Origin of the sequence: Daejeonella sp. (genome assembly GCF_044232565.1) — a bacterium.
Classification (GTDB): domain Bacteria; phylum Bacteroidota; class Bacteroidia; order Sphingobacteriales; family Sphingobacteriaceae; genus Daejeonella.
The window spans coordinates 1-26,415 of the sequence record NZ_JBIILQ010000007.1; the positions used below are offsets into that span (position 1 = coordinate 1).

General features: G+C 36.9%; 30 protein-coding genes. 26 read left to right on the plus strand and 4 right to left on the minus strand.

The window, feature by feature from the left end:
• The first annotated feature begins 101 nt into the window (after nt 1-101).
• The 18 genes from ACILQF_RS01020 (at nt 102) to ACILQF_RS01105 (ending at nt 16,301) form a co-directional block, all read left to right on the plus strand.
• Nucleotides 102-1,007 (plus strand): sterol desaturase family protein, encoded by a 906-nt coding sequence (locus ACILQF_RS01020; RefSeq protein ID WP_395625547.1) that lies wholly within the window; start codon nt 102-104, stop codon nt 1,005-1,007.
• 323 nt (nt 1,008-1,330) lie between these two features.
• Nucleotides 1,331-2,086, plus strand: coding sequence for an SDR family oxidoreductase (locus ACILQF_RS01025; RefSeq protein WP_395625548.1), 756 nt, complete (start codon nt 1,331-1,333; stop codon nt 2,084-2,086).
• A 100-nt stretch (nt 2,087-2,186) separates the two neighbouring features.
• On the plus strand, nt 2,187-3,920 hold the full coding sequence (gene acsA, locus ACILQF_RS01030) for an acetate--CoA ligase (protein ID WP_395625549.1): 1,734 nt from the start codon (nt 2,187-2,189) through the stop codon (nt 3,918-3,920).
• Between the two features lie 6 nt (nt 3,921-3,926).
• Entirely contained in the window at nt 3,927-4,913 is a 987-nt protein-coding gene (gene pdhA / locus ACILQF_RS01035; protein WP_395625550.1) for a pyruvate dehydrogenase (acetyl-transferring) E1 component subunit alpha, read from the plus strand.
• A 119-nt stretch (nt 4,914-5,032) separates the two neighbouring features.
• Nucleotides 5,033-5,290 (plus strand): zinc ribbon domain-containing protein, encoded by a 258-nt coding sequence (locus tag ACILQF_RS01040; RefSeq protein ID WP_395625551.1) that lies wholly within the window; start codon nt 5,033-5,035, stop codon nt 5,288-5,290.
• Nucleotides 5,291-5,432: 142 nt separating this feature from the next.
• On the plus strand, nt 5,433-6,440 hold the full coding sequence (locus ACILQF_RS01045) for an alpha-ketoacid dehydrogenase subunit beta (RefSeq protein ID WP_395625552.1): 1,008 nt from the start codon (nt 5,433-5,435) through the stop codon (nt 6,438-6,440).
• Nucleotides 6,437-7,624, plus strand: a complete 1,188-nt coding sequence (locus ACILQF_RS01050; protein WP_395625553.1) for a dihydrolipoamide acetyltransferase family protein — start codon at nt 6,437-6,439, stop codon at nt 7,622-7,624. The genes ACILQF_RS01045 and ACILQF_RS01050 overlap by 4 nt, the downstream gene beginning before the upstream one ends.
• Nucleotides 7,621-7,875 (plus strand): acyl carrier protein, encoded by a 255-nt coding sequence (locus tag ACILQF_RS01055; protein ID WP_395625554.1) that lies wholly within the window; start codon nt 7,621-7,623, stop codon nt 7,873-7,875. Before ACILQF_RS01050 ends, ACILQF_RS01055 begins: the two co-directional genes overlap by 4 nt.
• Before the next feature lie 56 nt (nt 7,876-7,931).
• Nucleotides 7,932-8,564 carry an inorganic pyrophosphatase gene (locus ACILQF_RS01060; protein ID WP_395625555.1) on the plus strand — a complete coding sequence of 211 codons (633 nt, stop codon included), beginning with the start codon at nt 7,932-7,934 and terminating at the stop codon, nt 8,562-8,564.
• Nucleotides 8,565-8,866: 302 nt separating this feature from the next.
• Nucleotides 8,867-9,340, plus strand: coding sequence for a flavin reductase (locus ACILQF_RS01065; protein WP_395625556.1), 474 nt, complete (start codon nt 8,867-8,869; stop codon nt 9,338-9,340).
• On the plus strand, nt 9,337-9,609 hold the full coding sequence (locus ACILQF_RS01070) for a TIGR03643 family protein (protein WP_395625557.1): 273 nt from the start codon (nt 9,337-9,339) through the stop codon (nt 9,607-9,609). The genes ACILQF_RS01065 and ACILQF_RS01070 overlap by 4 nt, the downstream gene beginning before the upstream one ends.
• The gene (locus ACILQF_RS01075; protein WP_395625558.1) at nt 9,610-9,747 is read left to right on the plus strand and encodes a DUF2256 domain-containing protein; all 138 of its coding nucleotides are present in this window, start codon (nt 9,610-9,612) and stop codon (nt 9,745-9,747) included.
• A 121-nt stretch (nt 9,748-9,868) separates the two neighbouring features.
• On the plus strand, nt 9,869-11,140 hold the full coding sequence (locus ACILQF_RS01080; protein ID WP_395625559.1) for a voltage-gated chloride channel family protein: 1,272 nt from the start codon (nt 9,869-9,871) through the stop codon (nt 11,138-11,140).
• Nucleotides 11,141-11,267: 127 nt separating this feature from the next.
• Nucleotides 11,268-11,474, plus strand: a complete 207-nt coding sequence (locus ACILQF_RS01085) for a DUF2892 domain-containing protein (RefSeq protein WP_395625560.1) — start codon at nt 11,268-11,270, stop codon at nt 11,472-11,474.
• A 48-nt stretch (nt 11,475-11,522) separates the two neighbouring features.
• Complete coding sequence (locus ACILQF_RS01090; protein WP_395625561.1) at nt 11,523-11,975, plus strand: DinB family protein; 453 nt, start codon at nt 11,523-11,525, stop codon at nt 11,973-11,975.
• A gap of 81 nt (nt 11,976-12,056) precedes the next feature.
• Nucleotides 12,057-12,950 carry an ATP cone domain-containing protein gene (locus tag ACILQF_RS01095; protein ID WP_395625562.1) on the plus strand — a complete coding sequence of 298 codons (894 nt, stop codon included), beginning with the start codon at nt 12,057-12,059 and terminating at the stop codon, nt 12,948-12,950.
• A gap of 322 nt (nt 12,951-13,272) precedes the next feature.
• The gene (locus ACILQF_RS01100) at nt 13,273-15,630 is read left to right on the plus strand and encodes a PAS domain S-box protein (protein ID WP_395625563.1); all 2,358 of its coding nucleotides are present in this window, start codon (nt 13,273-13,275) and stop codon (nt 15,628-15,630) included.
• A gap of 5 nt (nt 15,631-15,635) precedes the next feature.
• Nucleotides 15,636-16,301 (plus strand): response regulator transcription factor, encoded by a 666-nt coding sequence (locus tag ACILQF_RS01105; protein WP_395625564.1) that lies wholly within the window; start codon nt 15,636-15,638, stop codon nt 16,299-16,301.
• A gap of 80 nt (nt 16,302-16,381) precedes the next feature.
• On the opposite strand, the gene ACILQF_RS01110 is transcribed toward ACILQF_RS01105, so the two are convergent.
• From ACILQF_RS01110 to ACILQF_RS01120, 3 genes are read right to left on the minus strand one after another with little or no spacing between them, the layout of a single operon-like run.
• The gene (locus ACILQF_RS01110) at nt 16,382-17,062 is read right to left on the minus strand and encodes an ABC transporter ATP-binding protein (protein WP_395625565.1); all 681 of its coding nucleotides are present in this window, start codon (nt 17,060-17,062) and stop codon (nt 16,382-16,384) included.
• A gap of 1 nt (nt 17,063) precedes the next feature.
• Entirely contained in the window at nt 17,064-18,326 is a 1,263-nt protein-coding gene (locus ACILQF_RS01115; protein ID WP_395625566.1) for an ABC transporter permease, read from the minus strand.
• A complete protein-coding gene (locus tag ACILQF_RS01120) occupies nt 18,326-19,399 on the minus strand; it encodes an efflux RND transporter periplasmic adaptor subunit (protein WP_395625567.1) in 1,074 nt (357 codons plus the stop codon). Before ACILQF_RS01120 ends, ACILQF_RS01115 begins: the two co-directional genes overlap by 1 nt.
• A gap of 217 nt (nt 19,400-19,616) precedes the next feature.
• Here ACILQF_RS01120 and ACILQF_RS01125 point away from each other — a divergent pair, with 217 nt between their 5' ends.
• The 8 genes from ACILQF_RS01125 (at nt 19,617) to ACILQF_RS01160 (ending at nt 26,185) form a co-directional block, all read left to right on the plus strand.
• Nucleotides 19,617-20,738 carry an XdhC family protein gene (locus tag ACILQF_RS01125; protein ID WP_395625568.1) on the plus strand — a complete coding sequence of 374 codons (1,122 nt, stop codon included), beginning with the start codon at nt 19,617-19,619 and terminating at the stop codon, nt 20,736-20,738.
• 4 nt (nt 20,739-20,742) lie between these two features.
• A complete protein-coding gene (locus ACILQF_RS01130) occupies nt 20,743-21,351 on the plus strand; it encodes an NTP transferase domain-containing protein (RefSeq protein WP_395625569.1) in 609 nt (202 codons plus the stop codon).
• A gap of 13 nt (nt 21,352-21,364) precedes the next feature.
• Nucleotides 21,365-22,345 (plus strand): GTP 3',8-cyclase MoaA, encoded by a 981-nt coding sequence (gene moaA / locus ACILQF_RS01135; RefSeq protein WP_395625570.1) that lies wholly within the window; start codon nt 21,365-21,367, stop codon nt 22,343-22,345.
• A gap of 96 nt (nt 22,346-22,441) precedes the next feature.
• Nucleotides 22,442-23,638, plus strand: coding sequence for a gephyrin-like molybdotransferase Glp (glp, locus tag ACILQF_RS01140; protein WP_395625571.1), 1,197 nt, complete (start codon nt 22,442-22,444; stop codon nt 23,636-23,638).
• A 6-nt stretch (nt 23,639-23,644) separates the two neighbouring features.
• Nucleotides 23,645-24,379 (plus strand): sulfite exporter TauE/SafE family protein, encoded by a 735-nt coding sequence (locus ACILQF_RS01145; RefSeq protein WP_395625572.1) that lies wholly within the window; start codon nt 23,645-23,647, stop codon nt 24,377-24,379.
• A gap of 10 nt (nt 24,380-24,389) precedes the next feature.
• The gene (locus ACILQF_RS01150; RefSeq protein WP_395625573.1) at nt 24,390-24,623 is read left to right on the plus strand and encodes a MoaD/ThiS family protein; all 234 of its coding nucleotides are present in this window, start codon (nt 24,390-24,392) and stop codon (nt 24,621-24,623) included.
• A 2-nt stretch (nt 24,624-24,625) separates the two neighbouring features.
• Nucleotides 24,626-25,732 (plus strand): molybdopterin-synthase adenylyltransferase MoeB, encoded by a 1,107-nt coding sequence (moeB, locus tag ACILQF_RS01155; protein ID WP_395625574.1) that lies wholly within the window; start codon nt 24,626-24,628, stop codon nt 25,730-25,732.
• Between the two features lie 9 nt (nt 25,733-25,741).
• On the plus strand, nt 25,742-26,185 hold the full coding sequence (locus ACILQF_RS01160; RefSeq protein ID WP_395625575.1) for a molybdenum cofactor biosynthesis protein MoaE: 444 nt from the start codon (nt 25,742-25,744) through the stop codon (nt 26,183-26,185).
• A gap of 22 nt (nt 26,186-26,207) precedes the next feature.
• Here the strand turns inward: ACILQF_RS01160 and ACILQF_RS01165 are convergent.
• Nucleotides 26,208-26,415, minus strand: a 208-nt coding sequence (locus ACILQF_RS01165; protein ID WP_395625576.1) for a hypothetical protein, incomplete at its 5' end; no start/stop codon positions are given.

Here is a 26,415-nt window from a genome sequence, read left to right on the forward strand (position 1 = left end):
TCTATCTATTTAGTTAATGAGCTGAGAACCCCAACTAAAGGGAAATTATAAATCAACAATTAAAACTACCATTTTCAAACATAAATTTGAATCTTTGTATCATGGAAAAGTATTTCAAAGTAATGATCGATGGCTATTCCGGCTACGCAAATTACTTTTTTAATGAAATTCTAAACCCAGGCTGGCACAACTATTTTTACTGGTTGATTGCGGCCTCCTTGCTTATTTATGTTGCGGAAATTGCCTTTCCATGGCGTAAAAACCAAGCTCTTATTCGTGAACATTTCTGGCTTGATATCTTTTATCTGTTTTGGAATTACTTCCTCTTCTCCCTACTGGTATACAATGCCCTTTCGATGGTAGCCGTGCAGTCTTTTAACGATTTTCTGGGCTTATTCGGCATAAATAACCTTGTTGCCATACAAGTTGGAAATCTGCCGGGATGGGTTCAATTGCTGATCATCTTTGTTTTACGTGACTTTATGCAGTGGAATATTCACCGCATGTATCATCATGTTGGCTGGATGTGGGAATTCCATAAAGTGCACCACAGCACCAAAGAAATGGGTTTCGCTGCTTTACTTCGCTACCATTGGATGGAAAACATTATATATCGTACACTTGAATATATTCCGCTGGCAATGATTGGATTTGGCATAAGCGACTTCTTTATCGTCCATATTTTTACGCTCGTTGCTGGTCAGCTGGGGCATGCCAACCTAAACCTCCCCTTATGGAAATTCAAATACCTGCTTAACGGTCCGCAGATGCACCTTATACATCATGCCAAGCACCTCCCCCAAAGCCATCCAAATGGTTTTAACTATGGAATTACGCTGAGTGTTTGGGATTTTATATTTCGTACTCATTATTGGCCTTCAAACGATGAAAATCTTGCGGTTGGATTGCCAGATGAGGAAGAGTTTCCGGAGGATTTCATTGGACAGAATGTAGAGCCTTTCAAGCGTATTTTTAATAAAAATAAGCTAAACTCCCCTTCATCCTAACCAAATAATTGGAGTGCTCAAACGCAAAAAACGCAAGGAGCAACAGATTATTAATACGCTTTCGTTTTGGGTCTTAGATCTTACGGACCTCGGTAATCATATATTTGAAATATTCATTTTATGTTCAAAATATGAAGTTTTTAGACTAAAAACTTTTTTCAAGCAATATTGTTCTAAACATATTGCAATTGATAAAAATGCTCCAATAATCCTTTGGCAGCAAAAAATCTAGTTTTCCATTTTTGCAATTTTTAATGGCTAATTCAGGAATGAATTACCAAAGCAATGAATAATCCGATTTATTCATCTGGTAAACAATAATTATGGAATCAAACTTCAAAAATAAAGTAGTAATTATTACTGGTGGTTCATATGGAATCGGTAGAGCCACGGCAATCGCCTTCTCAAAAAAAGGCGCAAAGGTGGTAATCGCTGATTGGATGGAAGACCAAGAAAGCATCAATCAAATTAAATCTACCGGAGCAGAGGCCTTATTTATCAAATGCGACGTATCAAAAGCTGAAGATGTTCACCTAATGGTCCAAAAGACTATTGAAACATTTGGCCAATTGGACTATGCCTTCAATAATGCAGGAATAGAAGGAATAAAAGGTTCAACAATGGATTGTTCGGAAGAAAACTGGGATAAAACCTTAGCCGTGAACCTAAAAGGTGTCTGGCTTTGCATGAAGTACCAATTACCGGAGCTACTGAAACAAGGGAAAGGAGCAATTGTGAATTGTGCTTCTATCGCCGGAATGATTGGCTATCCGGATTTACCGGCATACGTGGCTTCAAAACATGGCATTATCGGACTTACAAAAACTGCTGCACTTGAATTTGCAAAATCAAATATCCGCATCAACGCGGTTTGCCCTGGAGTGATTAAAACGCCAATGATCGACAGGCTTACCGGACACAAAAAGGAAGCTGAAGATCAATATGCAAGCATGGAACCCATTGGTAGGCTTGGAACACCTGATGAAGTAGCTAATGCAGTGCTATGGCTTTGTTCAGATGAATCATCATTTGTTACGGGGCATGCAATGGCTGTAGATGGCGGCTGGTTAGCACATTAGTGTACATTAAAGCTTGAGCTTGGTGATCAAAAAGCTGCTTGGTGAGAACATCTACCAATTACTATTAGAGGAGCGTTAAGTGGAAATATCAAGATAGATCATGAATAACAATACTAATACCCTAATTCATAACCTAGAGGATTATGAAAAGGTTAAATCAGCATTTTCATGGGATACTGTTGCCGGTGAACTTAGCGGATTACCCGCCAAAAACGGTTTAAACATCGCCCATGAAGCTGTGGATCGCCATGCTCTTAGCCACCTGAAAAACACGCTAGCACTTCGCTGTATTCGTAAAGACAGAAGTTTTCAGGATTTTACCTATGCTGAGCTAAAAATCCAAACCTCCAAATTTGCCAATGTGCTTCAGAATCTGGGCATAAAAAAAGAGGATCGAATTTTCTCATTCGCCGGCAGAATTCCTGAATTATACATTGCTGCCTTAGGCACCTTAAAACATAGAGCAGTTTTTTGTCCTTTATTTTCTGTTTTTGGTCCTGAGCCCATCTTCCAGCGACTTATCCGAGGTGATGCAGCGGTATTAGTGACAAGTTCATCCCTGTTTGAAAAGAAAGTATCCCAATTATTAGATCGGCTGCCCAACTTGCGCTATATAATTCTGACAGATATTCCCGAACATATCTCAGATAAGATCCTGTCCTTTTCAAAACTCATGGAAAAAGCTTCACAGGATTACCAAATTCAGGAAACCCAGTGGGAAGATGCTGCATTACTCCATTTTACCAGTGGCACAACAGGCATGCCCAAGGGGGTCATGCATGTGCACAAGGCTGTACTAACCCATTACATCACTGGCAAATACGTACTGGATTTCCAGGAAGGTGATATATTTTGGTGTACAGCAGATCCTGGCTGGGTAACCGGTACTTCCTATGGAATAATTTCCCCATTGGTTAATGGGGTAAGCTGTATTGTGGATGAAGAGGAGTTTGATGCTGTAAGATGGTATTCGATTCTCGAGGAGCATAAAGTAACTATCTGGTATACCGCCCCAACTGCTATCAGACGCCTAATGCGGATGAATATCAATCCCAAAGAAGAATATCATTTAGAACATCTACGCTTAATCCTAAGTGTTGGAGAACCACTTCATGCTGAAGGTGTTTTATGGGGGAAAGAAAAATTCGGAATGCCAATCCTTGATAATTGGTGGCAAACGGAAACTGGCGGTATCATGATTGCAAATTATCTATCCATGGAGGTAAAGCCAGGCTCAATGGGTAAACCCTTGCCAGGTATTGAGATCGCTATTGCCGAGATTAAAGATCAGGAACTAACACTAATTACAGAGCCTAATGTTCAGGGGCAACTGGTCTTAAAAAAGGGCTTTCCTTCCCTTTTCCGCTCCTATATTCATGAGCAAGAGCGGTTTAATAAATGTTTCATAGGCGACTGGTATATCAGCGGTGATCTGGCAAAAAAAGATGCTGATGGTTATTTCTGGTTTATTGGTCGTGCCGATGATATAATCAAAACCTCCGGGCATATGGTTGGGCCTTTTGAGGTTGAGAGCACCCTAATGAGGCATCCTGCTGTGGCTGAAGCCGCTGTAATTGGCAAACCAGAAGCATCCATTGGAGAATTGGTAAAAGCCTTTGTGGCCCTCAAACCTGGGTATGAGGCCGATGAAAAAATGAAAATGGACATCATTGGATTCGCCCGAAAAGAACTGGGACCGGCAGTTGCACCTAAAGAAATTGAATTCGTAGAAAGTATTCCTAAAACACGAAGCGGAAAAATTTTAAGGCGACTTCTAAAAGCCCGTGAACTTGGATTGCCAGAGGGAGATCTATCTACTCTGGAAACAAATTAAACGGTCATGGAGCAATCAGAATTAAATATAACCGCAGAAAAAGGACTTCATTTTCTATATCAGATGAAACTCATCAGAAGGTTTGAAGAAAAAGCAGCTGAGCAATATACCAAAGCAAAAATCAGGGGCTTCCTGCATTTGTATATTGGTGAAGAAGCTGTAGCTGTTGGTGTTATCCAGGCCTTAACTGCCGATGATGTTATATTGAGTACCTATCGTGAGCATGGGCATGCATTGGCCCGTGGAATGAGCCCCAAAGCCATCATGGCAGAAATGTATGGAAAACAGGAAGGCTGCAGCATGGGCAGAGGCGGATCCATGCATCTATTTGATAAGTCGAAAAATTTTTATGGAGGTAATGCCATTGTAGCTGGGCATCTCCCAATGTCTGTTGGCATGGCTCTCGCGTTTAAAAAGCAAGGGAAAGCCCAGATCAGCTGTTGTTTCTTTGGCGAAGGTGCTGCCGCTGAAGGCGAATTTCATGAATCCATGAATCTTGCAGCACTTTGGAGTGTCCCTGTATTATTTGTCTGTGAAAACAATTTATACGCCATGGGAACTGCCATCCGTTTTACCCATTCGATGCAGCAGCTGGAAAAGAAAGGAATAGCCTATGGCATTGAATCGAAAGCTGTTGATGGGATGGATCTGATGGCCGTATTGGCCGCTACGAATGAAGCTGCAGAATTAATCCGGAAGACAGGCAAGCCCTATTTACTGGTATGCAACACCTTTCGTTTCCGTGCACATTCCATGTTCGATGCAGAGTTATACCGTGATAAAAGCGAAGTGGAAGAATGGAAAAAACGTGACCCAATCCCCGCATTTGAGAAGTATATATTAGATCAACAGTTAATTATTGAAAGTGATATAAAAGCATTAAATGCTCGTATTGAATTGGAAATTCAACAATCCGTCGACTTTGCAGAAGCCGGAACACTTGAGCCCATCGACAAGCTGACCCATTTTGTTTATAGCGAATCTATAAAATGAAAAAAACAAAGATTCGAATGCAAAAATACACTCTTTCAAGGCCAAATCTGAGCTTCTAGAAGGCTCTCCTGAATCAAATAAAAATGAATCGTTAAAGTATTAATATTAACTATTTAGTTATGGAAAACAAAAATATATGTCAGAGTTGCAGCATGCCAATAGCTTTGGATCATGTAAAAGGAAGTGAAAAAGATGGGACTAAAAGCACTAATTATTGCATTTATTGCTATGAAAACGGTGCTTTTAAAGATCCGCAAATAACCTTGGGGCAAATGATATCCTCTGTTGAAAAGCAGATGGAGAAAATGAATTTACCCGGAAAATTGATTGAAGCTTCCATTAGTAAAATCCCTAAGTTAAACAGATGGAGAATCTGATTCGTAAAAATCAGAATTTTTCAGCTTGCACACACCAAAACATAGGACTTATCAGCCCAAAAAACCTAGCCCTATTGTAGCTAAGAACTCCACTTCGATCATTTTTGCAACATTAAAACAATAGTAATAAAAAAAATATACTATGGCTATTGAGAACCCATTGAACTCAAAAAGTATAAAAATAAGCTATCGAGAGGCTCTAAAACAGGGTATCAGAGAAGTATTGATGAATGACGACCGTGTTTTCCTGATGGGCGAAGATGTAGGACATTATGGCGGTGCATTTGCAGTCACTAAGGGTTTATTGCAGGAGTTTGGTGAAGAACGCATCATGGATGTACCTCTTTCAGAGTCGGGTTTTGTAGGAGCTGGTATTGGAGCAGCCATAGCTGGAATGAAGCCTATTGTTGAATTAATGACGGTTAATTTTAGTCTCCTAGCAATGGACCAAATTGTGAACAATGGCGCTACCTTGTTGCACATGTCGGGGGGACAAATTAACGTACCTGTAGTGATAAGAATGAGCTGCGGAATTGGGCGTCAGCTTGCTGCACAACATTCACATAGCTGGGAGCCCTTCTTTGCACATATTCCCGGACTAATTGTTTTATCAGTTGGTACACACGAAGACGCAAGGTATCTTTTGCCTGCGGCCATGAAAAGCCTCGATCCGGTAATCATTTTTGAATACACCTCTATGCTGAACATGGAGAATGAAATCCCGGATAATGCTGCTGGAGTGGATATTTCCAAAGCAAAAATTAGAAGAGCAGGTAAAGACATTTCACTAATCACCTATGGAACAGGTGTTTATAAAAGCCTCGAGGCCGCTGAAGAATTAGCCTCATTAGGTATTGATGCAGAAGTGATTGATTTACGTGTACTTCGCCCTTTGGATGAGCACACAATTTTAACATCTGTTTCTAAAACTCATAGGGTATTGATTGTTGAAGATGCATGGCGTTCGGTAAGTATTTCTTCCGAAATAAGTGCCCGTATAACTGAAAAAGCATTTTATGAATTGGATGCGCCAATCAAAAGACTTTGCGGTTTAGAAGTGCCAATACCTTACCCTGCACACTTAGAAGATGCTTCCGTTCCTCAAAATAAAGATATTATTAATGAAGTTCAAAAAATTCTGAAGCCATGATAGAATTTGCAATGCCGAGCCTTGGTGCCGACATGGCTGATGGCACCCTTGTTGAATGGCTTAAAAAACCAGGCGATCAGCTAAAGAGAGGAGATATTATTGCCACAGTTGAAACACAGAAAGGTCTGATCGATATTGAGGTATTTGATGAAGGCACCATCGAAAAGCTAATGATCCAGGAGGATACTAAGGTGCCAGTGGGGACAGTAATGGCTCTAATAAATCCAGAAAAAAAGATTAGATCGGAAACAACAATTCCTGAAATTGTGGAAAAACTAGCCATTCAGCCCACAGAGGAGACGGTAATGCCTGCATTCGTTCCAGAAAGCGTACAAGTTAAAGCATCACCACTGGCAAAGCGCATCGCTGCTGAAAATAATATTGACCTTTCACTAATCAGTGGAAGCGGTGAAAATGGAGCCATAACAAGGAAAGATGTTGAAGGTGCTCTTGAACAAAGAAAGCCAATCGCGGTAAAGGAAGAACCGGAATTAGCGGCAGAACCAAATAAAGAACAAAACATCAGCGATTCTGTTCGTGCTGCCGTTGCCGCAGCCATGAGCAGGTCTAATCGTGAGATCCCACATTACTATCTGGAAAAGAAAATTGACCTAAAGAAAGCACTAGCTTGGATGCATGAGAAAAATAAAGACCTTCCTATTCAAAAAAGATTGCTACCTGCCGCCCTTCTGATTAAAGCGGTAGCATGCTCACTAAAAGCAGTGCCAGAACTCAATGCAATCTGGGAAACTAATCTGCAGCTAAAAACAGAAATCAATATTGGCTTTGTAGTTTCATTACGAAATGGGGGCATTATCGTACCAGCCATTCATGCTGCCGACTCAAAGTCTGTGGATGAACTAATGGAAAGCCTCAATGATATTATTCCCAGGGCCAGAGCTTTAAGGTTAAGAAGCTCTGAATTAAGTGATTCTACTATCACCATTACCAGCATTGGGGAAGGAGGAGCTGATCTGGTTTATGGCCTAATCTACCCTCCGCAGGTCGCTATTATCGGGTTTGGAAGTATTTCAGAACAAGCATTTGCAGAAAATGGCTTGCTGGGAGTTCGTCCCGTGATACAGGTTAGCCTGGCCGGCGACCATCGTGCAACAGACGGATTAATAGGCAGTCGTTTTTTGGTTTCACTAAACAATATTTTACAAAATCCGGAGGCTTTATGAATAAGGAAGAAATAGAAAAAATGATTTTTGAATTGTTGAAGAAAATTGCTCCTGAAACAGATCCTGATCAATTATCCCCACATGAAACCATCAGAGAATCACTTAATATCGACTCTTATGATTTCTTGCAATTTATCGTTGCGCTGGATGAAAAATTAAAAATTGAAATTCCGGAGGAAGATTATGGCAAAATAAGCACACTCGGTACATTGACTGATTATTTAATCAATAAGCAGGTTAGGGAATCCTGATTAAAATTTGATTATCACTAATAAAACGCCAGAAAACACGGTAAATATAAAATACCATGAAGATAAATAAATATAAAGCACATCCCTGGCATGGAATTGAGCCGGGATTACATGCACCGGAAGAGGTTACTGTTTTTGTAGAGGTTGTACCTACGGATACTGTAAAATTTGAAATTGACAAAGAAAGTGGATTTCTGATCATAGACAGGCCACAGAAATTTTCGAATGTTACCCCTACCCTCTATGGCTTTATACCACAAACCTATTGCGGTAATCTGATTGCCGAATATGACGCTAAGAAATCAAAAAGACCTATCGGGAAAGGAGATGGTGACCCATTGGATATTTGTGTGCTTTGTGAGCGCACAATATCTGGTGGTGATATTCTGCTAAATGCGATTCCAATAGGAGGCATTAGAATGTTCGACAAAGGCGAGGCAGACGACAAAATAATTGCAGTTTTGAAGGGAGATGAAGTTTATGCTTCCTGGTCTGATATTGAACAACTACCAGAGGGACTAATTAACCGGATAAAACATTACTTTCTGACCTATAAAAACCTTCCGGGAGCCGAGTTTCCAACAATAGAAATAGTTAATATTTTCGGAAAGAAGGAGGCTCATGAGGTTATAAAAAAATGTATCATCGATTATAAGTTGAAATTTAAATCCGCTAAAAAAAATAGTTAGGCAATAGCTAAGGTGAAATGGTGTAATTCATATCCTACAATCCAAAATTGTCCCATCACCTTCTTCTCTAAAGCTCATCATAACATTCGGTTAGCATCTCCAATCCAGTTTTTGTTTAGACTTAGAAAAAAAACCTCTAAATAAAATTATTATTTTCATCATCAGGAATTGGATCAAAATAAAGTAAAAAAATAATCTGATAGAGATAAGCGTCATTATATTGAAGATCTTTGTTTCTAAATTGGCCTTAATTCAATTCGAATTAATGATTAATCCAGTTTAAAAATAGCGAATGTCAAACCATGAGAAGACCCTGGAATCTAATAGATAGTCCCGTTTATAGCCTTGCAACCTATACTGAGGGACAAGTAAACATGAATATTTGCACCTATGTGACAGCCATAAGCATGGAGCCGAAAATCTATGCAATTGCTATTTACAAAAATACCAAAACCTTAGAAAACATGCTAGAAACGAAGTATGCAGTTCTACAATTCCTCCATCCTGAACAGTTTAAGCTGGTTAAAAATTTGGGTCAAAGAAGTGGCCTGAATTTTAACAAAAATCGCTACCTCAGCAAAAATAATTTAGTTGAAAGTTGGAACGGCTATGATGTCTTAAAAAATACTGCAGCCAGAATTTTACTCCAAAAAGTTGATTTTAAAGAAACTGGTGATCACCTATTATTTACCTTTAAAGCAGAGAAATACAAAAGCTATCATCCAGAAGTTTTAACTTCGGAAATTCTAAGAACAAAAAAAATTATCAGAGCATGATTACAGAAGCTGAAACCGATCGTATTATTGAAATGGCCTGGGAAGATCGCACACCATTTGAGGCGATAAAAATACAATTCGGCTTTAGCGAGTCGGATGTGATTGCCCTCATGCGAAAAGAGCTAAAAAGAAGCAGTTTTAATCTATGGCGTAAACGCGTAAACAGCGGCGTTAGTCAGAAACACCTCCATAAACGCACCGATGAAATTAATCGCTTTAAATGCACCCTGCAACGCAATATCAGTATGAATAAAATCAGTAAACGCTAAATGAAGGGGGTAAAAAAGGAAAATCTACCCTCAAAAATTTGTCAGGTTTGCTCAAGACCATTTACATGGCGTAAAAAATGGGAGAAAGTTTGGGAAGATGTTAAATATTGCAGCGATAAATGCCGAAAAACAAAATAAATCCACAAAATCTTAAAAATCAACGTTTCCTGCTCACCTAAAAATTGCCTAAATTGGCATAATAGTTCCATTTTGGAATAATCAGATTCAGAAATTTATTATGAAGGTAGCTTAGAGAAAAATGCAAAACACTGATTCTGAATCAATATTTGTCAAGGCAAAGCAGTTTTCTTTTCTATTCTATCTGCTTAAATGGCTGCTCCTATCCACTCTGATTGGTCTTTTAGCAGGTACAGCTTCGGCTTTTTTCTTAGTTTCCCTAGATTGGCTTACAAATTGGCGTGAAAATCATCTTTGGATCATTGCATTCTTACCTTTGGCAGGTTTGGCTATCGGTCTATCCTATCATTACTGGGGATCAGATGTGGTTAAAGGAAATAACCTAATCTTGGAAGAATTCCATAGTCCCACAAAGGTTATACCCCTAAAAATGGCACCTTTAGTTTTATTAGGCACTTTGGCAACACATCTTTTTGGAGGCTCAGCCGGTCGCGAAGGTACTGCAGTACAAATGGGTGCTGCAATTTCAGATCAGTTCAGTAAATTTTTTAGATTAAATGAAAACGATCGAAAAACTCTTTTAATTATTGGTATCAGCGCAGGATTTGCAGCAGTATTTGGCACCCCACTCGCAGGTGCTGTTTTTGCCCTTGAAGTTTTAGTCTTGAAAAAGTTTAAAACAGATGCTGTTTTTCCGAGTTTAATAGCTGCATTTATTGCCGATTTTACTTGTCTGGCATGGAACGTTACGCATAGCACTTATCACATTCCTATGGTGCCAGACTTGGGTATTAGTAACCTTTTATGGGCCATTTTTGCAGGTATTGTCTTCGGATTATGTGCTTGGTTTTTCTCAACATCAATGCATCTCTGGACCAATTTATTCAAAAAATGGATAAAATATGCGCCACTCAGGCCCATGATTGGTGGTATTTTTATTGCCCTAGCCGTGTATTTTATGGGTCATACCAAATATATCGGATTAGGAATTCCGATAATTGAGAGCGCTTTTAGTGAAGACCTTAATTCTTATGACTTTCTACTTAAGATCCTTTTTACATCATTCACAATTGGTGCTGGTTTTAAAGGCGGAGAAGTCACTCCTCTCTTCTTTATTGGAGCCACTCTTGGAAATGCCTTGGTATGGTTTGTGCCATTACCCGTAGCCCTACTTGCCGGAATGGGCTTGGCAGCCGTATTTTCAGGAGCTACAAACACCCCTATTGCTTGTACAATCATGGGAATGGAACTGTTTGGAGTGGAAAGCGCCGTTTTTATAGGGATTGCCTGCATTGTCTCTTACTTCTTTTCAGGTCATCATGGGATTTACAGTTCACAAAGTAAATCACAATTCAAGAAAATCATTTACGATCGATTAAAGCTTCGGATTTAATATTTGGACAATCATTAAAACTATCTAAAACAATGCTTTCTGATCTTTTACCCTACAAAAACGATAATTTAAGCTTGTTAATTTCCTAAAAAATTAGTAAATTGTATTTATTAAAATAATAAGGATTATGAAAGCAAATATGGGTAGTACCGACAAAATCATTCGAATTCTTGCTGCAGTTTTAATTGCTGTTCTATATTTTACAAATCAAATTGAAGGCATGACAGCAACAATTCTTTTAATTATTGCAGGTGTCTTTATTTTAACAAGCTTCATCAGTGTTTGTCCGCTTTACATTCCATTCGGCATCTCAACAAAGCCTAAAAGTAAATAGCTTCTATTTATAGTCAATTCATTTTTAAATCCCATTTAAGCTAGATATATGGCTTTAAATAAACAATTTATTCAATTATTTGAGGAAGGAAGAACTCGATTTAGCAAGCTTTTAATTGACCTTAAAGAAGAAGATCTAAAAAAAACTTGCTTGCCCTCCCCAAATTCTGTCGGATTTTTAATCAGACATATTGGCGATGTTGAACTGCTATTTGCCAAAAATGTATTTAAAATTGCTGCTGTTCAAGTTCATGCGAAAACGGTAATCGACCAGAAGGATAGTGGAGAGTGGACCAATCTAAATGAATTATTAGCTTATACTAAACAATCTTTTGAAACTTTAAAAGAATCAATTGCGCAACAAAGTGAAGAGCAATGGAATGAACTTGTAATAACCAAAGAATTTGGAACCAAAACAAAAGCCGAAGCATTAGGTCGCATTATAACTCACACAGCATACCATGCAGGGCAATTAGCAATTATCCTAAAATATGGGCGTTAGTCTTTGAATTTTATCTGATATGATAAATTCAAAGATTTTTTTATAGGTATACCAAATTTATCCTAACGGAATCCACAACAAATGCTCCATAAAAATTCAGAAAGCAACACAAAAAAAGCAGATCAAAAAGGAACAATGCTCGTGACTAAAATGTCAGGGGTTCAGGTACTTTTTGATGAAGAAAAATTAAAAAGATCTTTGAGGCGCTCGAAGGCTGATGAAGAAATAATTTCCCAAGTTATTGATAAGGTTAAGAAAGAACTTTATGACACCATGCCCACCCGTGAAATTTATAAACTTGCTTTTTCCCACCTTAAGAAATATTCTTTCCAATCAGCTTCAAGGTATAAACTAAAAAGCGCGATTCTTGAATTAGGTCCAAGTGGATTTCCATTTGAAAAATACATTGCTGAATTATTGAAGTTTAAAAATTATCGTACTGAGGTTGGAACCATCGTTCAAGGGCATTGTGTAAGTCATGAAATTGATATTTTAGCAGAAAATGAGGAGCAACATCTAATTATTGAGTGTAAATTCCACAGCGACCAGAGGCGCTTTTGCGACATCAAGGTGCCTCTTTACATCCATTCGAGATTTAAGGATGTAGAAACAAAAATGAAAGAAAAACACAGTAAAGTTCATAAAAGCTACCTTGGTGGACTAATAACAAATACTCGATTTTCTAGCGATGCCCTTCAATATGGAAATTGTATGGGCATGTTTATGCTTAGCTGGGATTATCCTTTTAATATGAGCCTTAAATCCTTAATCGACGAATCGGGATTACACCCAATTACTAGTTTACTTACACTTGCTAAACTAGAAAAAGATCAATTACTTAGTCGGGGTTTAGTGTTATGTAAAGATTTGCTTCATGAGGAAAAAACTCTCCGAGGGATGGACATTTCCGAATCTCGCATAAATAAAATTATTGAGGAAGTGAAGTCCATTTGTGAGAGCAATTCCAGCTATTAATCAATTAGATTAACAAAGCAATTCAAGCCAGCAAAATATTATCAGCTCTTTTTAACATAAAAAACAGGTATTAATCGCTAAAAAAAATATAATTGGATTGAATTCTTCAATATTATTGAGTTTTAGACATTAGGCTTAAGTATCTATACCTAAAAAGTAGCGATTTAACAGCTCTATAAGTAGAAATTATACTTATAATTACATATTTTTATAATCTAAAAACAATTATTTTACCAACACCAAATACAACGTGGAATTAATTATTGACCCGAGCCAAAACTTAGACATCCAAAAACTAAGAGGGCATTCCTATTTTCACTCAATGAGTGAAAAAGAATTTGAAGGTTTTAAAATGCTAGATGAGCAAGTTCACAGTACAGGAATTGCACATTCAGTCATCCTTAAACATAAGGAGGATCACATACTATATTATGAAGTTCAATTTATTCCTGATTTTGATTCTAATGGTGAAATTAGTGGCGTTTGCATTCAGGTGAACTTAAGTTGTCAAAATGCATATGAAGAACAACACTCCAAAACACTTATCGCAGGCAATACATCTAAAAACTTTAATTATACTGCCTTAGCAACCTTTAATAAACAATTAGAGCTAATCGATTATTTTACTTCAAGTGGCGTTGAATTCAATTATTTTTTCAAAAAACCTGACACACTAAGTATATTCAATAACTGGCTTTCTAATCTTTTTAATGATACTGGCGAGAACCATTTATCGCTCTCAGAAAATGAAACGGGACTAATAAATTTGAGTTTAACTTCAATGGGCTTCAGCAAGAAAAGCGAACACCTTTGCATTCGCATTGAATCAGCTGGTAATAACTTTCTGTTCGACCCCGTCAACAATATAAATAGTTTAGAGAAAAACATTTTGGATTCTATTCCGGCAGAAATTGTAATTATGGATGTGAACCAACGTTATATTTTTCTTAATAAGGCTGCTTGTCCAACCGAATCAGTTAGAAAATGGCTGATTGGTAAAAATGATTTTGAATACTGTCGATACCGAGGTAAGCCCATTCATATAGCCATAAAAAGGAGAACTGCTTTCAATGAAATGCTTTTAAGTGGTGAGCAAACATCCATGGAAGAACGTTTTGAAACTGAGGATGGCGACAAACATCATCTTAGAATATTCCATCCACTTCAGGATGCAAACGGACATGCAAAGTGGGTTATGGGCTACGGAATTGATCTTACCTCGATAAAGAGCATTGAGTCAATACTTAATAAAATGACTATCGCCGTGCAGGATGCGATGGATGGAGTAGGAATTATTAATGACAAAGGCCAATATGTGTATGTAAATGAAGCACATTTAAAAATGTTTGGCTATGATAATGAAGTTGATTTTCTTGGAAAAACATGGCATATACTGTACGAACTAGATCAAATTGAATATTTAGAAAATAAAATATTCCCAATAGTAAACAGTACTGGAAGATGGGCTGGTGAAACGAAAGCGAAATCAAAAGATGGTACTCCCGTTTACCAAGAAATAAGTCTTACAAGTCTGCCTGACGGTAGCGTAATTTGCATTTGCAGAGACAAAACAGAGGAAAAAAATCAAAAACAAATACTAGATAGGACTGCCATAGTTGCAGAAAACACAAATAGTGTTGTAATTATTTCAGATCCAAAATTAAGAATTCAATGGGTAAATAAGGCTTTTACAGATATTACAGGTTACACATTGGAGGAGGTTTTGGGTAAAGATCCATCCTTTCTTCATGGACCAGAAACAGATTCAGCAGCGATACAGAAAATTTATAAGCACCTACAAGATCATAAAAGTATTTCAACAGAAATTCTTAATTATAGCAAAAGTGGTCTCAAATATTGGATGCAAGTCAATGTAAATCCCTTTTACAGTACCGATGGTGAATTAGTGAATTTTATCTCAGTAGAAAGTGATATTACTCAATTAAAACAGGCCCAAGAAAACATTAAAAATAGTTTTCAAAAAGAAAAAGAGCTTAATGAATTAAAGAGTCAATTTGTAAGCATTGCATCCCATGAAATACGCACCCCCTTAGCAAGTATACAATCGAGCTCGGATTTAATTCGTATTTTTCTTGAAAGCGATGAAGATCCAAAAGATAAAATCGAAAAGCATATCGATAAAATAGAGAGTCAAATTACAAGACTTTCAACAATTATGTCGAACCTTCTAACTGTTGGGCGAATTAATCTAGGCAGTTTTGATTTGCACAAAAACAAAACAGATATTAAAGAATTTATTAAAAAAATTATCAATGAGTATTTTGCAGTAACAGCAGATGGCCGTCAAGTCACTTTTAATGTGACTGGAGAAAATCACAAAAGCAATATCGACAAAGTACTTATGAGCCAGGTACTAATAAATCTAATCGGTAATGCTGTTAAATACTCATTTGGAAAGACAAATCCAGAAGTCAATCTAGAATATCATTCCGACTTTTTTACCATTGAAATAAAAGATAAAGGAATTGGAATTCCAGCGGATCAACATAAAAATATTTTCAATTCTTTTTTTAGAGCAAACAATGTTGAAAACATACAAGGAACTGGCCTGGGGCTGGTTATTGTGAAGAAATTTGTTGAAATGCATAAAGGAAAAATATCCTTTACCAGCACCAGAGAAGAAGGAACAAGTTTTAAAATAAAATTCCCTTACCAATAAAAACCATGAATGACAGGAAACTTAAGGTACTATTAGTTGAAGATGAACATATACTAAGAGAAAATATCACTCAATTTCTTGAATTAAAGAAGTTTAAGGTTATTCAAGCCAAAAATGGCCTCGAGGCAGATTACATTTTAAAGAAGGCAAATCCTGATGTCATTATCTGTGATATTTCTATGCCCTTCATGAATGGGATTCAATTATTGAAGCAGGTTAGAAAAAATGATCAGTATAACCATATTCCATTTATTTTTTTAACGGCCAAAGCCGAAAAAGATGATTTAAGAACCGGGATGATTTCTGGCGCTGACGACTATATCATTAAGCCATTTACATTTAGTGAGTTGTTTAATTCAATCCAAAAAAGAATTGAACGCTTGTCGCAGATTAGAAATAACAATCATTTAAGCAATGTGCTTGAAGAATCAATTTCCCTAAGCACGGAAGAGGAGCATAAAGCATTATCACAAATTGTGATGCTTTCAAAAACTGAAATTAAAATTATGAGAAAAATCGCCACTGGCTTAACCTCCTTATTGATAAGTCAAGATTTGAACATTAGCATCCGGACAGTGGAAAACCATCGCCATAATATTTGTAAAAAACTAAATCTTAAAGGATCAAACTCACTAATTAAATTCGCATTGAAATTTAAAACTTACCTATAAAAATCAATCGAGGAAAGCTAATTTTTCTATAATTTCATTCTAAAAACCATAAAAATAAGTCGCACGGCTCTTAATACTAATTAAAGACGAATAATTCGGCCATCTTCCATCTCTATAATTCGGTGTGTATTTTGAGCAAATTCCTGATCATGGGTAACAATCAGTAAAGATTGATGGTAAACTTCTGCAAGCTCCTTAAAAATATTGAATACAATTTCACCATTTTTCTTATCAAGATTTCCTGTTGGCTCATCCCCCATAATAATTAATGGATCGTTTATTAATGCCCTAGCAATTGCAATGCGCTGTTTTTGTCCCCCAGAAACTTGATTTGGCTTTTTTAAGGCCTCACTTTCTATACCCAGAATTTTTAATTTTTCATATGCTCGATGCTCAATCTCCTTCTCTGAGTATTTTCCGAGTTTCAATCCAGGAAGCATCACATTTTTTAAGACAGAGAATTCGTTTAAAAGGTAATGAAATTGAAAAACAAAACCTATTTTCTCGTTTCGAACCCTCGCCAAATCAGCTTCCATCTTATTTTTCATGCTCTCCCCATCAATAAAAATTTCTCCACTATAATCAGTATCCATGGTTGATAAAATATAAAGAAGGGTTGATTTACCACATCCTGATTTACCAATTACAGATACAAAATCACCTCTATTTATTGTAAAATTGATATCATTTAAAACCTGAACTGTGATTGGATCATGGAAATATTTCGAAACAGCTTTGGCTTCCAGAACAATTTGATTCATATTATTTTCCTCTAATAATTATTACTGGATCTACTTTACTAGCTTTTCGAGCGGGAAAATACCCAGCGAAATAAGTGGTAACAATAGAAAAAACTACACCAATTACATAAAACTGAGGATTATAATTAATAGGATAGGTATTAATGGTAGGTAATGCAGAGGTATTAAATGGTATCTGATCAATTGACCAAGAAAGACCAAGGCCTAAAAGTAAGCCTAATGCACCCCCAAAAATGCCAATGGTTAAGGCAATCCCAATAAAAATTCGATTTACATCCTTGCCCGAAAAGCCAGTAGCCTTTAATATAGCTATCGAATCCATTTTTTCATAAATCATCATGTTAAGAATGTTGTAAATACCGAATCCAGCAACAATTAACAAGGTAATGCCAACCGAATAAGAAATTAAAGTTCGTACAGAACTTCCTGTTTCAAATTGTGAATTTGCAGTCTGTATGTCAATGGCCTCTACATCGAACAATATTTGGTATTCCTTTGCCAATTCTGGTGCCAGAGAAATATCATTTAACTTAATTTGAATATCTGTTATATAGGACCCCGACTCGCCTAAAAGCTTCTGTGTAGTGCTAATTGAGGCATAACTTTGTACATTATCTATATCTTGCAATCCCGATTGGAAAAAACCAACTACCTTTAGCTTGATACGCTCACCTTTGGAGGTTGTTACCTGAATAATATCCCCCAATTTGGCGAGCATTTTATCTGCTAAGCCCTTCCCCAAAATAATGCTATTGGGCGTGTTTTTTAAATCAATATAATTACCGTCAGTTACGTAATCTTGAAATAAAAATAACTTATTCTCCGCCTCTACGTCAATCCCATTTATGACACCAGTAAGATCAATTGCTCCGATATTATAAAAAACTTGAGTTGTAATTTTAGGCGCCATCCCCGCAACTCGTGGATCCGACTTTAAAAAATCCATCATTGCCCCGTTATTATAAATTTGAAGGCGCTCATTTTTAGGCTTTACCGAACTGATAAAATTATAATGCGATTTGTATGTCTCTGATAAATTTATGGGTTGCAAATCAGAAGGACGGATTTCATTATATAAACGAATATGAGGAGTACGGTTAATAATTAATCCGTCAAGAAGGTCATTTAAACCAGACATAAAGCTAAGCAAGGTAATGAACATGGCAATGCTAAACGTAACCCCAACACCCGCCACAATTGTTTGCTTCAACCTTGCGATTAATAATGAACCTGAAATACTTAGCAATAGCTTAAAATTCATCATTAACGCTTTTTTAGTTCATCATTAATGCTAATTCCCGATATAATCTCAACCATTTGATAATCCTTTAAACCCGTTTTAACACTAACTGTATCTCCATTTGCCTTCACAACGCTTGAGTCATTCAAAAGGTAATTCCTCGGGATAAGCAATGCTTTTTCTTTTGATTTTATTAAAATGCTAGCCTCAAAAGAAATATTTGGATATATTTTTGCTGGAGCTTCAACAAATTCAGCCTCCACCAAAAAGGTTTTACTTCTCTCATCCATCATCGGATTAATGCGCGTTACTTTAGCCTCAAAAACTTGATTTTTATAACTATCGAGTTTCACAATAACTTTAAGTCCTTTCCTCAGCATTAAAATATCATACTCATCCACCTGCATCTCTAAAATAAATTGATTTGAAGCGCCGATTGTAGCTAAGGGACTTTGGGGATTAACCAATTCGCCCTTTGATTTTGTTAAATTGTACACCAAACCATCCATCCTACTTTTTAAGATAAAATCTTGTGCCTGACTTTGTGAAATATTGAGATTTTTCTGAGCCTGGCTTGAAGCGAAATTCAATTGACGTTTAAGGTCATTATATCGAATTAATGCTGAATTGTGGCTATTTTTCGAATTCTGAAAGGCAAGCTCACGTTGTTCCAACTCCACTTTAGTTCCAACACTTTGCTCCCACAATTTTTTCTGCCTAAAAAACAATAAGGAATCATTTTTCATTTTATTTCTCAAAAAATCAATGGTAGCAGCTGCCTCATTTAACTTTCCCTGATTCGCAGTTAGATTATTAAAATCGGCATTAAGACGCGCATTTTCAAGGTTCAATTGCTGAACTTCATTTGAAATTCGAAGAATTGGCTGACCTACTTTTACTGAATCACCCTCAACAACGTAAATTTCCTCAATAATTCCGTTAACTGTTGCATAAGCTTGATATTGATTCTGACTTTTAATAATTCCTGACGCATAAACTGATTGGGAAACTGCTTTAATTACAGGTTTTATGGTTTCGTCTTGAGTCTGACAAGAATAAAGAAAAACTAGAAATACAAAAAAAATCAACTGCTTCATAAAATCTATTTTCTCAAAGCTAAACTATTAATGGTGCTCAAAAAATGACTTAGATCTCATTTTATATTTAATTAAACAATAAAGAAGAATTGCTGTTTCACTTCGCGAAATGAATTACGATATTTCAGATAAAAATTCAATTCAATATTTATCAGAAAATAAACAATTTAAATTATTAAAAAGACATTTGTTATTTTGACTAGCTTTAAAGCTCATTATGAAAGAAATTAAAGCCATCATTGCAGCATACGATAAGATAGATCCAACACTAACACGTGCAGCCCTAGCTATTGTTGTTCGTGTAGAAGGCTCTTCTTATCGCCGTACAGGTGCTAGAATGCTTGTTTTAGATGATGGAAACTGGATAGGCGGTATAAGTGGTGGTTGCCTAGAAGGCGATGCTCTTAAACGAGCTCGATTGGCCATAAATAACTCAGAAGCCACGCTTATAACTTATGATACGAGTGAAGATGATCCTCATCAAATTGGAGTGGGATTAGGCTGCAATGGAATAATCGATGTATTGTTTTGTCCACTAGATTTCAATGATCCCAATAACCCTGTTGAACTCTTAAAAAAATGCCTAAAAGCAAATAGAGAAACCCATACTTTAATTACAATTACTGAACTAAAAAGAGAACTTACTGGCATCAAAAAAGGGTATTGCTTTCAATACAATGGCATGGATACCCTGGAAGAATTTGAAAACTTAAAAATCCAAGAGTCGGTGGAGAAGCTAATAAAAAAACAAATTGCATCTCAAAAATCTGGCATTTCTACTATCGATACAGCTAATGGTAATTGCTTAACCTTATTCATTGAATTATTACCTCCCGAAATTCATGTTGTTCTTATTGGAAATCAGTATGACGTTTTCCCAATGTGCCGCCTACTTAAGGAAATTGGCTGGCGTGTGAGTATTGTTGCAAATCCATTAAAGCTAAATCCGAAAATTATAATTCTTGCCGATGAGGTTAAATCGCCAGCAGAATTTCAAAACATGCCGATTGACGAACATACAGCCATTATACTCATGTCACATGATTTTAAAACTGATAAAATAAATTTACCAAAAGCATTGAATACCACATCCCCCTACATCGGAATGTTGGGTCCGAAAGTGCGCGCCCAAAAAATATGGAACGAGCTTGCCGATGAGGGTTTTACCATACATGAAGTAGATATGATGCGTATTCATGCACCTTTAGGACTCGATATTGGGGCTGTAACACCTGAGGAAATCGCTCTTTCTTTGGCCGCAGGAATAAAAGCAGCCTTTGCTGGTAGAGATGGTACTTTTTTGAAGTATAGAAAATTACCTATTCACCAAAGAAGCTAATTCTATGCCCATAAAAGACCGTTTTTTAAAAAATATCGGGATAATCATTCTCGCAGCTGGAAAATCTGCAAGAATGGGTTCAGCAAAACAATTATTGGGCTTTCGTGGTAAAAGCTTGCTTCAACATAGTATTGACGCCGCTTTGGGTAGTTTAGCACAACAGGTAATTGTTGTGCTAGGTTCTACAAAGGAAACTATTCAACAGGAACTAGATCAATCTAAAATACAGTTGATTGAGAACCCTTTGTGGGAAAGCGGAATGGCATCTTCTATTCATTTCGGACTTAAAAAACTTAAAAATATACTTCCAGAGGCCGACGGAGTAATTTTTATGGTATGCGATCAACCTTATGTAAGTACCGACTTGTTAAATAAAATCATCGATTTACACATCGAAACAGGAAAAAATATTGTTGCAAGTAAGTATGCTGATACCCTCGGAACCCCCACCTTCTTTCATCATAGCTTATTTGAAGAACTGTCTGGCCTCGAAGGCGATACTGGCGCCAAATCACTCATCAAAAAATATAAAAAACAATCAGAATCCGTTAATTTTGACCTTGGAAGTATTGATATTGATACAAGAGAAAATTATCTGAATTTACTTAAATAACGTATTTTTAACCATGCTTGTCGACGGTTTTAACAGAGTACATAATTACCTAAGAATATCGCTTACCGATAATTGCAACCTCCGTTGTTTTTATTGTATGCCAGAGGAGGATTATGAATTTACACCGCATTCAAGACTAATGCAACCTTCTGAAATAGAATCACTTGCAAAAATATTCGTGGAAAATGGTGTCAATAAAATCCGACTTACGGGGGGTGAACCTCTAGTGAGAAAAGATGCCGCAGATATTATTTTACGTCTTTCAAAACTACCTGTTTCGCTCACACTTACCACAAATGCTACACGCCTGCATGATTTTGCAAATGTTTTGGAGGAAGCGAAAATTAAATCTCTAAACATCAGTCTCGATACCCTCGATGCCGATAAATTTCAAATCATTACTCGCCGAGATGGTTTCCAAAAGGTAATCGACAATATTCACTTGATGATCAGCAAAAACATTCACGTAAAGGTTAATGTGGTGATTATGAAAGGCTTAAATGATCATGAAATAAATAATTTTATTGAGTGGACGAAAGATCTTGCCGTGCATGTGCGTTTTATTGAGTTTATGCCATTTGAGGGTAATCGCTGGACTAGCAACCAAGTGTTTACTATGGATGATATGTTGCAGCTTATCGGCCAAAAATATAGTCCCATACGCTTAAAAGACGACATTCACGATACAGCAAAGAAATTTGCAATCGAAGGCCATCAGGGTACTTTTGCCATCATCAGCACCATGAGCGAACCATTTTGCAGTACATGTAACCGCATGCGACTAACGGCAGACGGAAAAATGAAAAATTGCCTATTTTCTCAAAAAGAAACAGATCTACTCACTGCGCTTCGTAATGGAGAGGATGTATTACCACTTATCCAAGAGAGTATTGCTTCAAAAGCGAAGGAGCTTGGTGGACAATTCACGAAGGACTTTGAAAAAATTCAAACAGAAGACCTTCAAAATCGAAGTATGATTAGTATTGGTGGGTAAATTTTCAGGTACATTAAACCGATTGGGTAACTAATACCTAATTGTTAATCATCTATTTTTTATCGAAATTCACGTCAAATAAAGACAAATAGCCACATGCCCAAAGAATTAATAACTGTTTCTGAAGCAAAAAAACTTATTGAAGAGCATATCGAGGCACTCTCTCCTATTCAAGTACATATAAATGAAGCTGTCGGTTTAGTCCTTGCTGAAGACCTATTTTCTTTGACCGATTTACCCCCCTTCAAGCAGTCGTCAATGGATGGCTATGCTCTCAACTTCGAGGAATGGCAAAAAAATCAGGAATTACTCATTGATGGGGAGTCGCAAGCTGGCTTAGCCGACTTAAAACCGTTAAGCCCTCAAAGTGCCCGCCGCATATTTACCGGTGCAGCAGTCCCCCCAAATGCCGATACCGTAATCATGCAAGAAAAAACCTGTATCAATAATGGAAAATTGATTATCACAGATTCTCAGCTATGTAAAGGTCAGAATGTAAGATTACAAGGCTCTGAAGCTAAGGCCAATGAATTGGCGCTCGAGAAAAATTCGTTTTTAAGTCCGGCAGCTATTGGCTTTATCGCCGGACTAGGCATCAATAAGCTATTGGCCTATCCACAACCTAGTGTAAGCATTATTTTGACAGGTAATGAATTACAATCACCAGGTAAGCCACTCCAATTAGGACAGGTTTATGATGCTAATTCATTTGCGTTGAAAGCTGCTTTAAACCAGATAGGCATCTCCAAGATTAATATTTTAACAGCAGAAGATAATTTAGAAATCCTTAGTTCAGTTTTAAAAACCGCCTTAAACCAAAGCGATTTAGTTTTACTTACGGGCGGAGTAAGTGTTGGTGATTATGATTTTGTAGTTCAGGCAACTAAAGAAAATAAAGTTGAGCAGGTATTCCACAAGATTAAGCAAAAACCTGGAAAGCCTCTTTTCTTTGGAAAAAAAGGTAAAAAATGCATTTTCGGCTTGCCTGGAAATCCCGCATCGGTTTTAACCTGCTTTTATGAATACGTGTATCCTGCAATTGGGATTTTTAATAATAGCAAGCAAGATTTAATCAAAATTCAAGCGCCTATCAGCAAGCCACAAAAAAAGGCATCTGGTTTAACTCAGTTTTTAAAAGGATATTTTGATGGAAAAATGGTGCATGATCTCAAAGCACAAGAATCATTTAGGTTAAGCTCTTTTGCTAAGGCAAATTGCTTGATAAAACTCGACGAAAATCAGACAGAAATTTTTGATAGTCAGATAGTTGAAGTTCATCTCCTACCTTTTTAATTTAGCATGGAAAGCATTTACATCTTTTACCTTTTATTATTTATAGTCGCATTTCTTTATTCCTCTGTTGGCCATGGTGGCGCTAGTGGTTATTTGGCTTTAATGGCAATCTATGCTGTTAGTCCCGAAGTGATGAAACCTACCGCCCTCCTGCTTAATCTCTTCGTTTCTTTAACCGCATTCATTCAATTTTATCGCGGAAAGCACTTTAAGTGGCCGATTTTTCTACCACTTGCCCTAGCTTCAATCCCAATGGCTTTTATAGGTGGAATGATTAGCCTAGAAGCAGATATTTACAAAAAAATACTTGGTTTACTCCTACTAATTCCTGTTCTAAAATTCCTTCTCTATAAAAATAGTCCCACTCAAGATTTACAAAAAAACACTATCGTTCTATCCATTTTTATTGGATTAGGAATAGGTTTCCTTTCGGGATTAATAGGCATTGGGGGCGGAATCATACTTTCGCCAGTGCTCTTGTTGCTGCGGTGGACTGACCAAAAACAAACTGCTGCTATCAGTGCATTATTTATTTTCGTAAATTCGTGTTCAGCATTATTGGGGCTCCAATATAAAGGCATTAACTTTAGTCCGGATATGATCAGTTTTGTTGGTATTGCCTTTGCTGGCGGACTATTAGGATCTTATTTAGGATCCTTAAAATTCAATCAGAATATATTGAAGAACATGTTAGCGTTTGTGCTTTTAGTGGCGGGACTAAAACTAATTTTTACATCTTAAAAGATTAAATATGCAGGTTGAAGTATTGCTTTTCGGACAGTTAGCAGATATTGTAGGAACGAACAAATTCCATCTCCAAAATATTCCTGACACAGATACACTTGGAAAAAAGCTTCATGAAATGTATCCAGCATTAGCAAAATTAAGCTATAGCATTGCTGTAAATAAAAAGACTATTCATGAAAATACGATCTTTGATGGAGACGCAGACATTGCATTACTACCACCTTTTTCTGGAGGATAAATATGAATAAATCAGAAAAAAATGAACGATATGACCGCCAAATTTCCTTAAAAGAATTGGGCGAAGCTGGGCAAGAGAAATTGAAAAAAGCCAAGGTTTTGGTAGTAGGTGCCGGAGGTTTGGGCTGCCCTGCTTTAATGTATCTCGCTGGAGCCGGAGTTGGTAAGTTGGGCGTAGTAGACTTTGACGTGGTAAGGCTTAGCAACCTCCACAGGCAAGTATTATTTTCTGTTAATGATATTGGCGTTTCAAAAGCAGAACGTGCCGCAGAAGTCTTGAAACAAATAAATCCAGATATTGAAATTCTTGTTTTTAACGAAAAGTTGACTAATTCCAATACATTGAATATTTTTTCAGACTTCGATATCATTCTCGATGGAACAGATAATTTTTCAAGTCGCTACCTAATAAATGATGCCTGTGTACTGCTCAATAAAACACTTGTTTATGGGGCTATTTCACGTTTCGAGGGACAAATAGCTGTTTTTAATGTCTCGAAAACAAATGAGCGGGCAGTAAATTACCGCGACCTTTTTCCGCTAGCTCCAGCAGATAATGAAGTTTTAAACTGTGCCGAAGCAGGAGTAATCGGAGTAATCCCGGGAATTATTGGCACTATGATGGCTAATGAAACCATTAAATTAATTACAGTAATAGGAGAAGTACTAGCCAATAAACTACTCACTTACAATGCTTTAAATAATCACTTTTTCGATTTAGAACTGAGTCCAAGAGCAGAAACGGCAAGCCTGATTCCTAAGGGGATATCTGAATTTGAATCCTTTAATTACGAAGCTTTTTGCGGAATACATTCAGCATTTGATTTGTCTTATGAGAATTTCGAACCCATGATCAAGAACAGTAAGATTCAAATTGTAGATGTTAGGGAAAGTGGAGAAACACCTCATATTAAGAACATTAAGCATATTCACATTCCTTTGAGCAAATTAAGAGCGCAAATTCCTGAGATTGAAGCAGAAACCATCGTACTTTTTTGCCAGACAGGTAAGCGCAGCAAAGTAGCTGCCGAAATATTGAGCAAGCATTACGGTAAATCACGCAAAATATTTAGCCTCAAGGATGGAATATCTGCATTGCAAAAAAAATAAATAAGAAACATGTCTGAAAGAAAGATTAAAAATATTTTTAGTCAGGGGCCAATTGCCACCATATTTATTGCTGAAAGCATACAAAAACATAGTTCGCAGACTGCCATTGGCGGGCATAGCATTTTTCTCGGTCAGGTAAGGGCGGATGAAACTGAAAAAGGAAAGGTTAAAGCAATTGACTATACTACTTTTGAAGAAATGGCACTCGAAAAAATGCATCAAATACGAGAAGATATTTTTGCGAAATACCCACTTACCTGTATGCATGTACATCATAGCCTAGGGGAAGTTCAGGCAGGCGAAATTTGTCTCTTTGTATTCAGTTCATCCGCACACCGAAAAGCAGCCATAGATTCTTGTAATGAGATTGTGGAACGTATAAAAGCGGAACTCCCTATTTGGGGAAAAGAAATTATGGAAAATGATTCCCATCAATGGAAAGTAAATAAATAAAAAGGACTAATTATTTTTTAATTTATTGCGCTTGAGCAATCAATTTTTCTACAATTTGCTCACACATTTCATGGGTTTTTAAAGCATCTTGCATTGATAAAAGAGGAGCTTCTCCAGTATGAACTGTCCTTAAAAAGTCATTAACAATTACTTCAAATCCACGCTTATATAATGTTGATTCCCAATCATTTATACTATTTGATATATTAGTTTTGTTTAGGCTAGTTTTT